We start from the raw sequence: 12,797 nt of genomic DNA on the forward strand, positions 1-12,797 counted from the left end.
TTCCCCGCGGATTGCACTCACAGATAAGTTTTGGATCCGTAGCAGGTTGTGGCGAAAGCGCACCGCTCTTGCTCACCGCATCTTCGGGTTTCCCCTGGCATCCCGGGTACATAGCGGCCACGATGGCCAACGGATGTGATACCCCCTCGAGGTGAAGGGAGCATCATCCAGTCGTAGAAGCCGCCGGTGCCGCGCCTCGCAGGCGTAGCCCACTCGAACGAATAGCAGCGGCCAGAACAGGCGCTCGGCAGGATGCGCGGCGTCCAAAGACACAACACACCTGCACGAGAAACCGGCCTCCATCCAGCCCTGGTAGAGAAGTGGTCGAATTCACGGTTCGAACCCTGCGCTTGATGATCCTAGCTCGGATGGAGTGCCTTTTAGGGCATAAAATGGAAAAACAGCAACCGCTGGCGCTCACGCGATCTTGTAAACTCTCCGGGCGACTCCCGAAAACAGCTCGCCACGCTCGTCGACGCCAAACGGTTGCGCAATGCGCTTGAAGGCGTTCCACAGCGTGTCGTACGAAGTGGACAGCATGTCCACCGGGAAGTTGCTCTCGAACATGCAGCGTGATGGCGAGAACAGATCGATGGCCGTCAACACATGCCGGCGGTGGACCTGTGCAAAGGCTTCGGACGAGAGAGGCTCGGCCCGGAAGGCGTAAGCCGAGGGCTCGGTCTGCGTGACGAATAGCGCCCCCAGCTTTACGACGACGTTGTCGCAGTCGGCAAGTCGAGTCATGCCCGCGCGCCAGTCGGCGAAGACCTCCTCGCGCCGCCCCGCGTAAGGGCCTATGTTTAGTGGCCCGCCCAGATGGTTGAGCACGATCGTTGTCTCCGGAAACGCTCGCGCGAGGTCGACCACATCATTGAGTTGCGTATGCAACACCCACGCCTCGAAGCTCAAGCCCCTGCGGGCCAGTTCGGAGAAGCCCGCTCGGAACTCCGGCCGCTTCAGAATGTGCGGCTCCGACGCGCCGTAGATCGGCGGAAGCGAAGAGTCGAAGGCCGCCATGTGGCGGATGCCACGGAAGCGCGGAGACGCTTTGGCGTGGGCATCGAGCACGTCGCCAACGGCCGCGCCAAGGCAGAGGTCGGCGTGCGGCACTATCGCTGCGCACAGGCCTGCCGCGCGGCCACCCCTCTGCCGGGCATCGCGCGTCACCCGTTCCGCATAGATCGTCTCGCCCACTGGCCTCAATGGTGCGGGGCCGTCCTCGAAGTGCTGGGCGTGCGAGTCGACTAGCACCGTGGCAACGATATTGTGCTTCGACTCGAGGATGTCCTCACCAAGCTCTTCGACGTCGTAGGGCTGGAACAGTGGATGTTCCCAGTTCTTAGCCCACAGGTGATGGTGTGGATCGATGATCGGCAAGTCTGGGTCGACGACCGGCTCGGCTGCAAAGCTCTTCCACTGCTTGGATGTCACGCGCGTCTCCTGTCACTGCGATGCGATAGTTCGAGACTAGCACGTCAGAGGCCTGCAAACTCCTTCGGCGTCAGCGTCTTCTATATGGATCACGTCCGTTAGCATGCACAGAACATCGGAGCATCGCGCATAGGACCGCACGTAGAACGATGGCTGGGCGACGTTCGCGAATCCATCTCCACACACACCGCACACTGCTACTGCGGCATCGCCCGGTTGACACTTAGCCCCCCCCAACACCTCAATGCCTTTCATTCCTATGCGCTCGGAAATCCGGCGTGCGCTTGCCAACGTCCGCGACGGACAGACAGCGCGCGTACAGCCGATAATCGGGCAGAGCGCGCCGTATCATCGGGCCGATCTGATAGCCGACGGCATCAGCAACGACCCGGGCCAAAGGGTCGAGACCTACTACAACCGGATCGTCAAGTGCCTTGGAGCGGTACTCATCCCCTTACCGCCTGCTAGATCGAGGTGCAGAACTTGCCTACCGGCAACTTCGACTAGTGACGCGGAAAAGTTCTGCAGCCGAGCCCTATCCTCTTCGGACGAGGTCAGCGCGATACTACTGACACCTGCCATCTTACCGAGCTGCAGCGCAACATCGACACGCCGCCGGTGCCTTGCACCAGTACCGAATTCGCCGGGCGGCACTGGCCTTAGACGGCGATGGGTCGCTAGGCCGTGAGACACGCGCACGGCAACATCGCAGCGGCTCGTCCGACAGATACGACAGCTTCTTTACGAGGCCATATCTCGTTTTGGCTGGCAAAGCTGTCGACATGATCGTAGCGCATCGCCTTGAACTTGGCGGCGAACGCCGGCCCGCCGATCCAGTCGGCAAATTTGATACCGACAACGCGGTCACCCGGCGCGAACCTGAAGACAGGTTTAATACCAAAGTGGAGTACCGCCAATCCCGCGGCGAATTCATGCACCTTCTCGTGTCGATGCATGCAATCGCAGAACCTACGATTGGAGTAACGGAACAGGCAAGCCCGTCAACCTATGCCAGCAAGGACAAGCCTACGTTCGTGTGCGAGCAAGAGCCGGTCGCTCGCGAGGGCTATTCTACCTAGCCGTAATAGCTTCGTCGAAGCTGAGTGACTGCACGGGATCGCGAACAAGGAGAGCGCGCAATGAGTGAACGACTGAAAGGGAAAACTGCCATTATCACGGGCGGTGGTACCGGCATAGGCCTGGCAACGGCAAAACTATTTCACGCCGAGGGCGCCAATGTCGTACTCGCCGGCACATCAGAGGCATCTCTACGAGCTGCCGAGGCTTTAGGAGATCGGGCGGTCGCGACGCGCGCAGATGTGAGCCGGGCCGACGATGTCCGGGCACTGGTTGGTCTTGCCGTGGGGGAGTTCGGAGGGCTGGACATTCTTTGCAATGTTGCGGGAGCGAGTGGCCCCATGTTTGCGTTCACGGAATGCAGCGAAGAGAACTTTAACACCATGGTTGACGTAAATCTTCGAGCCGTGTTCCTGACGATGAAATTTGCGATCCCCGAAATGCTAAAGAGGAACGGCGGGGCCATCGTCAACGTCGCCTCCACCGCAGCACTTATCGGCACGCCGGCGCTCGGTGCCTACGGCGCGGCGAAGAGCGGTGTAGTCGCTCTGACCAGAACCGTGGCACTTGAGTATGCAAAGACGGGTATTCGCGCCAACTCGATTTGTCCGGGCCCCATCGACACTCCGATGTTACGGGCCGGCCTGGCACAGAATCCAGCTGCGACGGAGTATTTCCGCGACTCAGTGCCGATGGGTCGCATGGGCAGACCTGAAGAAGTCGCGGCGGCCATCCTGTTCTTCGCCAGCCCCGAGGCCTCGTACATTACAGGGGCCACGCTGCCGGTCGAGGGAGGACAGACGGCTGCCTGAATGCTTTCTTTCGCCACCGGACGGATTGGGCCTCGTCCGGCCGCAATGCAAGCTATTCATCTGACTGAGAGCCCGAAGATCTTTATGTATGGCGACTTTCAGCCCTGCAGACCGACGAATCCCGCGCTCCTGAACGAGCGCGGGGTCCTGCGCGCCGCTTGCTGCAATGGCGGTGACGAAAGCCCGGCCGGTGAGATCAACTCCGTCTATTCCTTCGCCAAGTACCGGCTGACCTATCGACACCTTGAAAGCGGGGCACATTCCGGCAAGGTCGTCATCGACAGCTATGGCTACACGCGGCAGGCCTGGGATCAACCCATTACGAGTCCGGGTTGCCCATCCGGTTCATGGCGTAGAGACATCCCCGATCCTCCGTCGAGGGTCAGCAAACGCCATTTCGTCCCCCAGGCTCTCATGGGCAAATGACGCTGGGTTCGAACTCATCAATCCCGTCCGGGGGTAATGCAGTTGACGGTGATGCCGTACTGGGCAACGGTTTTTGACAGGCTTACTGTCATGGTGATCAGGCCAGTCTTGACTGAATTATAGGCGGGCGAGGTGTGCGCGAAGGGCGCCAAGGCAGCCGCGCTGGTGACCTGTATGATTCGGCCCCAGCCTCACTCCTTCATACCGGGAAGGAATCGCCGAACCATGCGGAAAGCCAAGCCGGTGTTGAATTCGAACTCCCTCAGCCAGTCAGCCACACTCTGTGATCGCCCAGGTCAGCGCCGGATCTTCCGAACCACCTGCATTGTTCCCCAATATGTCGATGTCGCCGACCTTTGCCTTTACCTGCTCCGCCACCTCCGCTGCTCCTTGCTCGGTCGCGAGGTCGCCTACCGCAATGTGCGCTTCCTGCCCCAGCCCGTTGATTTCATCGGCCACAAGCTGCGCGCGTTCGGCATTGCGGCCGTGCACAATCACGCGCGCTCCCTCGGCGGCCAATCGCTTTACCACGGCGGCGCCGATACCGGATTTGCTACCGGTCGCAAGCACGCGCTTACTCGTCAATTGCGGATCCATCCGTCGTCTCCATCTCGAATTCCCTGTTGTAAGACGGCATCGTCAGGTGCCGTCGTGCCGTACCAAACTCCGAATGCACCCCATTCCTGTCAATTCGGACGAGTTATGGCAATGCCCACCGTCTCGCAATCCCTAACGGGGGTGTCATCCGCAGGCGGCTCGGTGTGGCGCAAGCCAGCAAGGGCGTCGCATGCTACCGAGCACAACGAGAGTCATGCGAAGGTCCCTAACGGTCTAACAGTGATAATCCATAAACTCGCCTCCTGCGCGCCGCAGCGAAACTATTTGCGAAACCATCTCTAGTCGCCATCAACGGCGCCGACGCGCACGTCGCCTGTGCTGCCAAGCAGCCACACCGGTCCTCCCCTCAAATCGAGGGTCACGGTGGCCCTTCGGATCCAACTACAGCGATGCTGTCATTCCGCCATCCACTGGAAGCAAAATGCCGGTGACGTATCTTGCCTCGTCAGATAGCAACCAGCAGATTGTTAGTGCCACGTCCTCTGGCTCCGCAAGTCTACCCATCGGAATCATCGAGGCTACCGTCTCCTCCAGTCCGGGACGCTGGCCCAGCCCTTGTTCCAACATAGGGGTTCGTGTCGAACCTGGCATGACGGCGTTTACCCGCACGCCGGAGTCGGCGTAATCCAATGCGGCGCCGCGCGTAAGACCTGCCACACCCGCCTTCGAGGCACAATATTCAGTGCCGTTTTTGATGCTGGCAGTTGTCGCTGCGGAGGCAATATTGACGATAGCCCCGCCGCCTCTCTAGCATGGCCGCCAACTCATATTTCAAGCACGGGAATGTCCCACGTAAGTTAACTGCATTAACCTTATCCCAGTAGTCCGCCGGGATCTCATGAGTGCGCACGCCCTTGAAAACCACTCCAGCGCCATTGCAGGCGGCGTTGACGCGCCCAAATGCATTCTTGGCCGCATCAACCGCTCGGTCAACTTGCCTCTCATCGGCTTTATCGGTGCGTATATACAGCGCATTACCACCGAATCCCTCGATCGATTTAACCAGATCCTACCCCTTTACCCCTTTTTTTCACCTAGGTCCGCTATCGTCACCTGGGCCCTGCTCCTAACTGCCAGAAGAACCACTGCCGCCCGATCCCGCCGCTGCCACCGGTTATGAATACTGACCGGCCATTGAGCCCCGATGCACTGCCGGTCCCTTATACTGCTGATGAGGAATTCCCCATGTTCTCCCCTTCCCTGTAAAGTCTGCCTACGTGTCCCGCCACCGTGAGTTCCTCCTGCTCGCACCTCATCGTCGCAATTTCCTTGACATTCCAACGCGATCATTCGGTATTTTCGCAATAGGAATCCGGATTGGATGCTCTCTCCTCACGTATTGATGAAGCCGCTCATGCCGCCATCGATCCTGAGGTTGGTTCCAGTAATGAACGATGCGAGAGGACTTGCAAGAAATGCGATTGCGGATGCAAGCTCTTCCGGTTTCCCCATCCGGCCGACCGGTATCTGCCATCGCTTAACAAGAATCTTCTCGATCTCCTCGATCGACATACCGACAAAAGGCGGAAGCTTCGTCACAAACTTGCGATAAACAGGCGTATCGACGGAGCCGGGCGTGATGCAGTTGACTGTAATCCCGTGACGAGCCACAGTCTTGCTCAAGCTCACTGTCATCGTGATGAGACCGGCCTTTACTGCGTTGTATGCGGGTGTAGTGTGTGCAAATGGCATGGTGGCGCCGGTACTCGTTACCTGGAAGATCCGTCCCCAGCATCGCTCTTTCATCCCCGGTAGGAAATGCTGGATCATCCGGAACGCTGAGCCGGTATTGATTTCAAAGTCCTCGAGGAAGTGATCCCACGTGGTTGTGGCCCAGGTTCGCGACGGATCTTCCGAGCCGCCGGCGTTGTTCACGAGTATGTCGATCCCGCCAAGTTCTGCCTGTATTGCCTTTGCTACTGCATCTGTTCCCTCATTCGTCGACAGATCACCAATCACGACGAAGGCAGTGCCACCCGATTTGGTGATTGCGTCGGCGATCAGGCTGGCACGATCCGCGTTCCGGCCGTGGACAACAACTCGCGCGCCTTCGGCCGCCAGCCGCTGAACCACCGCCGCGCCAATGCCAGAACTGCTTCCAGTAACCAAGGCGCGCTTCCCTGCTAGTTCAAGGTCCATTTGTTTTCTCCTTTCAGATCGGCACTTTCGTACGATTGCGTCAAGCCGCATCAAGACGCGACACGAAGTTCAGAATGCCCGCGTTGAAGGCGTCATTGCGGTCGCCGGCGACCATGTGCCCGGCGCCACCCACTGTCAAGCATTCGGCCTCGGGCATCAGTGCACGAAAATGTTCCACCTCCGTCTCGCCGACGACATCGCTCTGCCCGCCGCGAATAAGCAGGGTTGGCACCGTAACGCGGAGCGCAGCCGCCTCCAGGCGTGACTGCACGATTTCTGGATGCAGTTCGCCGTACGACAGGAAACGGGGATCCCAATGCCAATAGAGACGGCCGTTGCGTTCGCGCAGGTTGCGCATCAGCCCGCTCGCGTTGCGCGGGCGCGGCCGATCGGGGTTGTATCGCGCCACCGCCTCGGCCGCATCTTCCAGCGTCTCGAAGCCGGAGAGGTTTGCGTTCATAAAGGCTGCGATATTCTCTGCGCCATGTCTGTTGAAGCGTGGGGCGATGTCCACGAGCACCAGGGCACGAGCGTGCACCATGCCCTCCCCCACGGCGGCAAGCCCAATCATGCCGCCTAGGGAGGCGCCGACTATGATGGGGAAGGTCGGTAGTCGCTCAAGCACACAAGAGAGGTCTGAAACAAACGCGGACAGCCCATAGTCGCCAGCGGGTGACCAGTCACTTTCACCATGCCCACGTATGTCGAGCGAAACCACGTGGTAGCCTGCCTCGACAAACACGTCGAAGCCGCGCTTCCAACTGTGGCGTGTCTGCCCGCCGCCGTGCAGCAGGACAATGGTCTGGCACCGGGGATCGCCGCCGATGTCGCCTGCGATACTGAGGCCACTGGCAATTTGAAACCGATGCATAACAATCTACCGTTCGCAGTGATAGGCGCAGATCAGACCTCCGTGGACACCAGTTCTCAGCCTTCCCCTTCGCCAACTGCTGGAAGGCCTACCGACACCCTGGGAGCGTGGCGTACTTCGGCAAGCTCGTCATCGACTGCAATGGTCAAGCCTCCCGGGACCGCGCGACGTGCGGGCCCCTAGCGATCGGCAACACCATCCGATTTGGCGGCGTACAGCGCAACCAGCAGGTTAGCGAGCCGAGGATCGATCCATTGCCAGTCCGGGTTGAGCATCCGGTTCATGGCGTAGGCAACGCCAATCTTCCGCCGGGGGTCAGCGAACGCCATACTGCCCCCTAGGCCCATGTGGCCAAACGACGCTGGGTTAGAGCCCATCGTCCCTGTATTGAGGCGGAAGCCCGCAGCATACCGGGCAAAGCCGCCGGAGCACTGGTCAATTCCCGCGACGCGCTCGCGACTGGCCTGTCGTAAGGTGTCGGTCGATAGCAGGCCAATGCCCCCGACGGCCCCGTCGTTGGCGAGATGGTCATACAACTTCGCCAGACCCCGGGCATTCGCGCTAGCCCCCACACCGGCCAAGCCGTGCAGCCGCCATTCGCGACGCGCCGGCCAGTTCAATTCCAGCAACGGATTCAGCATGCTCGCCTGGAAAGCAGCCTGGTTCGGCGGGTCGAAGATGTGCGTGGCCGTGTCCGTCGGCGCGACCATCGCTGCCTGGCGGTGGTCCTCGGATTCCGAAAGACCGATATGGATGTCGAGGCCGAGCCTTCCGGCAATCTCCTCGGCGAAGAATCGACTGATCGTCCGCCCGTCCACGCGGCGCATCAGTTCTTCTGCCAGCGTGCCGAAGGATACGGCATGGTAACCCCAAAGCCCGGGCTGAAAGTACGGCTCTTGCGCCGCCAGCAGAGTGGCGACGTGGTCATGACTGTAATAATCCTCCAGCGTCACCGGTTCACGCGCCCCGGCGAGGCCCGCCTGATGCGACATCAGTTGCCCCACCGTGATCGCGGCCTTGCCGGCGGCGGCGAATTCAGGCCAGTACGCCGCGACCGGTGTTTCGTACGCCAGGCGGCCGCGATCCACGAGCATTGCGATGCACAGTGCGGTCAACCCTTTCGTCGTGGACCAGATGCTGAACAAGGTATCTTCGACAACGCGAGCCGATCCTTTCGCATCGACGTGCCCGCCCCACAGATCCACCAACGCTTCGCCATTGCGGTAAACCGCAAAACTGGCTCCGATGTCCAGCCCCTCGTCAAGGTTTGCAGCGAAGGCATCGCGGACAGCTTCATACCCTGCTGCAACACGCCCGAACACCGCCGTGCCGCTGGAGGAGATCGCCCCCATCTCTGATCTTTCTTTGCCACCAGCCGTGGCGAAGCGAATCACCGCTTTCTCCGCACGATGATGCCCGCCTCGTCCCGGTCCCATGTGGTGGTGGTCACGCTTTCTTCGCGCAACTTGTACTTCAGGACGCGACCGGTGGGGTTCTTGGGGAGTTCGGACCGGAACTCGTAGTAACGCGGGACGGCAAAGTGTGGCAGTTGCTCTATCGACCAGCGACACATCTCCTCTTCGGTGACTGTGATGCCTTCGCGGAGCACAATGGTTGCCTTGATGTCATCCTCACCCGTCTGTGCACCGATGGAATGAATGGCGACCTCCTGGATGGCAGGATGAGCGATATAGGTGCGTTCCAGTTCAAAACTCGACACGTTCTCGCCCCGGCAACGCAGATAATCCTTCCTCCGATCGGCAAAGAACAGATAGCCGTCTTCGATGCGGCCCAGATCGCCCGAGTGCATCCAGAAATTGCGCCACACCTTGGCAGTGTCCTCCGGACGACGCCAGTATCCTTCAAACATCACGTGCGGGTACCGGGGGCGAAAGACAATCTCTCCCACCGTGCCGTCGGGCACAGGCCGATCCTGATCGTCGAAGATCATGAGTTCGAACTCGTCAGCGACGCGCCCGGCACAGGTTTCAGGCGGCGTTTCGTCGGCGCCCACCATCGTCACGCGCGACCCCTCGGTCTGCCCGAAGGCCCAGGACGAGGCCAGCTTGACGCCGAACCGCCGCTTCCAGATTTCCCGAATCTCCGGCGTGATGGGGTGGCCAATAATCATGCGGAGTTGGCCATAGCAACGCTGCATGGCATCCGAGTCGGGTGCGTGAGCTATCAGGGCGAAGATAGATGCCATCAGTATCGCATTGCGGGCGCCGGACCGTTCGATGTCTGACCAGAAAGTGGTGACGGAGAAACGGGGCCAGATGGCGACGCGGTGACCCGCAACCAGCGCGCCCATGACCGCCGTCTGCGCGGTGCTATGAAACAGGGGCAGGCAAGTCCACGTGATTTCATCGTGAGCCTCGGGCATAGCCCTGCGCTGCTGGCGCCCCTGCATGCAGAGGTAGTTGTGGCTGATCATGCAACCTTTGGAGGGCCCAGTGGTTCCGGAGGTGTAAATCAGGGAGGCCAGATCCGAGGGACCGACGTCAATAGGTATCGGCGTCGCATCAGTGCCGCGATAGTGGTCGAAGGGTTCGATCGGTATGTCACAGGCGGGGAATTGGCCGCTGTCGCGGCAGAGAATCAGCGACACTTCAGGCAGTTGCTTTGCGATCTCGACCACGCGGTCGAGGTAGGCAACATCGCATATCACCAGCTTCGCCCCGGCGTCCGCAATCTGGTGACGCAGGAACTCGTGCCGATAAGCATTGTTGATGGGCACCCAGATCGCCCCGAGCTTGTTGATGCCGAACCAACAGGTCACGACATCGATGCTCGTGTCCAGGAAGGTCACCACCGTGTCGCCCTTCTTCACACCAAGCGAAGCGAGCGAATGTGCCAGGCGATTCGCCCGACTATCCATTTCCGCATAGGTGACTGTCTCGCCTTGGACATCGAGGAAGACCTTATTCCCTGCATGTTCTACCGTGCGCTGCAACGCGTGGAGGACGGTGTCGAGCTGGCCAGCACTGTAGTTGCTGGCCGATGGGCCGCGCCGGTCATGCTGGGCCGTCCCAAAGTCGAGTGTGTTGATCATTCCGATTTCTCCTTGAGTGAAACAGAAGCCCAGGCGTTTAGCGCCGGGGTTTCACGCTGTCTACGATCGACCTGGCACCGTCGACGGCGCGGCGGGCACGCTCGAGCGCCGATACGCCTTGCTCCTTAAGTCGGGTGAGCGGCGTTTCCACATCGATCGGCACTGCTTGCGGCAATGCCTCGACGAGGGCTCGAAGCGGCCACACGCCCTCGCCCGCCGGCACGCGGTTCAAGCCCTCCGCGAGATAATCGTCCGTTACGCCGAGATCCAAGCCGTCGCAAATCTGAGCGTAGCTGATGTACTTGGGTGGAATCGCCGCAATATCGGCCGGTGTACTGCCCGTCCGCATTACATGCAGAAAATCCAGCGCGACGCCGACATTCGGTCTGTCGATCGCTTTGGCGAAGAACAGCCCACGTTCGAGCGTCTTGCATGCTTCTATCAGCCCCATGAACTCGATGCCCGCACCGATCCCATACTCGGCGGCGATCTCGCAGAACCGCCCAAGGCTCTGAATGGCACGGTTGTCATTGTCGTCATGCACATGCACGACAGCGCGAGCGGCGCCCAGTTCCGCTCCTATCTCGAGATAGCGCCGATACCGTTCGATGTCTACATCGGGCGCAATTGGGAACATCTCGATGTTCGCCAGTTCGATTCCGTTGTCGGCCAGCCTGAGCTTCATCTCCGCCTGAGTTGCGGGCGTGATTGACGGAAAGTGGAACTGTGGCCACCCCTTCCCAGGAAACGGGTCGACCGGGTCGTGAATCCAGGTGACAATGCGTTGGCAGCCAGTGGCCGCGGCCAGGGAAACGAGCTCTAGTGGGTCCACGTCGAGCGCAGTCAATTGATGCAATGCTAAGGGGCGCATAGGGTATGCCTTTCGGATTGGCGAATACAACAGCTGCGGGCCGGACCGCGTTTTCTCAATTCCACTCGGAAATATCGGGCACGGAACGCAGCGGCCTCGTCCCGTCCCATTCGCGGGCCGATCGCTTCATGAAGGCGAACAGCTTGTCGAACATCGGGTCGAGCCGAACAACCTCGAGATACGGCATCTCCTCGCTGCCCGTCTCGAAGAAGATATATTCGCCACCAAGGCCGACTCGTGCTTCCTGGACTGCGGTCATACCCACCTTGGCCAGGTCGCAGCGTGTCCGCTCCACGTCCGAAGACTTGACCATCCCATGATGAAGTCCTCGCCGCCGGCCCTTGGTCCAATCGGTGAAGATGGAGGGAGCCTCGCTGTGTTGATGAATGAACTCGATCTGCAGTTCCTTCCAATAACCCAGAGCAATGGATTGATCGAGATTCGTCGGTTCCCCGCGGTAGCGAACGTCCAGCAAATCGATGTGCTCCATGTGAAAGAACGGCCCGGCACCAAAGGTACGCGTCCAGAAATTCACGCTGGCCGGGATGTCGTTGGTGATGAAACAGATCTGCTCTATCGCGCCTGATGCCGCAGGCAGCGTCTTGAATGTCGAGAGATCCAAAGGTGTCATGCGCGTCTCCGTTGCGTTAGTTCGATGAACGATTCATCCCCGCATTGGCGGTTCGAACCAATGGGGCTTCGAGAAGAGGAGCTTTCCATCCTTCAAGATCCAATGCTCGAGCAAGGTGGTGTCGATCGGCGCTCCTGTAGCGGCCACCGAGCCGACAAGGTGGAACATCAGCGCAACGCTCTGCAACCCCGGCTCGGTTCCCGCTTCATCGAAACGGCGATCCATTTCGAAACGTTCGATCTGCCATGTATCAAGAAATAGAGCCACGAACTCGAAGAAGCCGTCGATGCCCTGGTAACGACCTCCGTAGGGCAGTCCGTTCGATTGGACGACCTCGAATTCTGGGTGGACGAGAGTTGCCAGCAAAGCCTGGTCACCTGTCGCAAAGGCCGCGAGAAAGCGGTCCACTGGGTCCATGGGGGTCTGCGTCATTTGGTTTGCTCCCGTTGGTGGTCTGAATGTGCACGTGCCATCAATGCGCGGGTCACCGCGATCAGGCTTACTCTCACATCAATCGGAAATATATGGGACGGTCGAGGATCAGAATTAGCGCACCAATCCTGCTCTACAGATGCACGGCGTCCTGATTCTGAACGCGTATGCCCAGGTTGCAGCGCTGCGTGTTGTCCCGACGGATCTTGAAGTCGAGATCGTCAACGTCGATGTTGAACGCCGGGGCAGCGCTCACGCATGCGAGCAACAGCTCGGAAGCCGCATGTCTGGGCGCGTCAGCTCGGCGCGCTACGTACGCTGACTGCTCTATCATTGAGGTGTCTCCGGTGTTGTTGTAGCCAGTCGCTTCGTATCGGCGATTCGATGACGCATTACAAAGGCGATCGATGCGCAGGCTTCTGACGCGCTTGATGCAG

14 protein-coding genes and 1 pseudogene are annotated in these 12,797 nt (G+C 59.9%); 2 read left to right on the plus strand and 13 right to left on the minus strand.

Features of this window, described 5'->3' with window-relative positions:
* Positions 1-417: 417 nt before the first annotated feature.
* Together AC1RQK_RS40065 and AC1RQK_RS40070 are read right to left on the minus strand one after the other, a co-directional pair.
* Positions 418-1,431, minus strand: a complete 1,014-nt coding sequence (locus tag AC1RQK_RS40065) for an amidohydrolase family protein (RefSeq protein WP_492815156.1) — start codon at positions 1,429-1,431, stop codon at positions 418-420.
* A gap of 677 nt (positions 1,432-2,108) precedes the next feature.
* Entirely contained in the window at positions 2,109-2,387 is a 279-nt protein-coding gene (locus AC1RQK_RS40070) for a hypothetical protein (RefSeq protein WP_492815158.1), read from the minus strand.
* 183 nt (positions 2,388-2,570) lie between these two features.
* Between AC1RQK_RS40070 and AC1RQK_RS40075 the strand changes: the two genes are divergently transcribed.
* The gene (locus AC1RQK_RS40075; RefSeq protein ID WP_492815160.1) at positions 2,571-3,320 is read left to right on the plus strand and encodes an SDR family NAD(P)-dependent oxidoreductase; all 750 of its coding nucleotides are present in this window, start codon (positions 2,571-2,573) and stop codon (positions 3,318-3,320) included.
* Entirely contained in the window at positions 3,321-3,746 is a 426-nt protein-coding gene (locus AC1RQK_RS40080; protein ID WP_492815162.1) for a hypothetical protein, read from the plus strand.
* 17 nt (positions 3,747-3,763) lie between these two features.
* Here the strand turns inward: AC1RQK_RS40080 and AC1RQK_RS40085 are convergent, their stop codons facing one another.
* From AC1RQK_RS40085 to AC1RQK_RS40135, 11 genes and pseudogenes are all read right to left on the minus strand, one after another.
* Complete coding sequence (locus AC1RQK_RS40085; protein WP_492815182.1) at positions 3,764-3,925, minus strand: SDR family NAD(P)-dependent oxidoreductase; 162 nt, start codon at positions 3,923-3,925, stop codon at positions 3,764-3,766.
* A gap of 91 nt (positions 3,926-4,016) precedes the next feature.
* Complete coding sequence (locus AC1RQK_RS40090) at positions 4,017-4,343, minus strand: SDR family NAD(P)-dependent oxidoreductase (RefSeq protein ID WP_492815164.1); 327 nt, start codon at positions 4,341-4,343, stop codon at positions 4,017-4,019.
* A 402-nt stretch (positions 4,344-4,745) separates the two neighbouring features.
* Positions 4,746-5,370, minus strand: a pseudogene (locus AC1RQK_RS40095) (SDR family NAD(P)-dependent oxidoreductase).
* A 326-nt stretch (positions 5,371-5,696) separates the two neighbouring features.
* Complete coding sequence (locus AC1RQK_RS40100; protein ID WP_492815166.1) at positions 5,697-6,503, minus strand: SDR family NAD(P)-dependent oxidoreductase; 807 nt, start codon at positions 6,501-6,503, stop codon at positions 5,697-5,699.
* Positions 6,504-6,543: 40 nt separating this feature from the next.
* Positions 6,544-7,374 carry an alpha/beta fold hydrolase gene (locus AC1RQK_RS40105; RefSeq protein ID WP_492815168.1) on the minus strand — a complete coding sequence of 277 codons (831 nt, stop codon included), beginning with the start codon at positions 7,372-7,374 and terminating at the stop codon, positions 6,544-6,546.
* Between the two features lie 179 nt (positions 7,375-7,553).
* Positions 7,554-8,768 carry a serine hydrolase domain-containing protein gene (locus tag AC1RQK_RS40110; RefSeq protein WP_492815170.1) on the minus strand — a complete coding sequence of 405 codons (1,215 nt, stop codon included), beginning with the start codon at positions 8,766-8,768 and terminating at the stop codon, positions 7,554-7,556.
* On the minus strand, positions 8,765-10,426 hold the full coding sequence (locus tag AC1RQK_RS40115; protein ID WP_492815172.1) for an AMP-binding protein: 1,662 nt from the start codon (positions 10,424-10,426) through the stop codon (positions 8,765-8,767). Before AC1RQK_RS40115 ends, AC1RQK_RS40110 begins: the two co-directional genes overlap by 4 nt.
* Before the next feature lie 37 nt (positions 10,427-10,463).
* The gene (locus tag AC1RQK_RS40120; RefSeq protein ID WP_492815174.1) at positions 10,464-11,273 is read right to left on the minus strand and encodes a sugar phosphate isomerase/epimerase family protein; all 810 of its coding nucleotides are present in this window, start codon (positions 11,271-11,273) and stop codon (positions 10,464-10,466) included.
* A gap of 79 nt (positions 11,274-11,352) precedes the next feature.
* Positions 11,353-11,928 (minus strand): VOC family protein, encoded by a 576-nt coding sequence (locus AC1RQK_RS40125; RefSeq protein ID WP_492815176.1) that lies wholly within the window; start codon positions 11,926-11,928, stop codon positions 11,353-11,355.
* 33 nt (positions 11,929-11,961) lie between these two features.
* Positions 11,962-12,360, minus strand: coding sequence for a nuclear transport factor 2 family protein (locus tag AC1RQK_RS40130; protein WP_492815178.1), 399 nt, complete (start codon positions 12,358-12,360; stop codon positions 11,962-11,964).
* A gap of 133 nt (positions 12,361-12,493) precedes the next feature.
* The coding region (locus AC1RQK_RS40135) for a hypothetical protein (RefSeq protein WP_492815180.1) at positions 12,494-12,797 on the minus strand (304 nt) is incomplete at its 5' end.

This window comes from Cupriavidus sp. GW822-FHT02D05 (genome assembly GCF_058802485.1).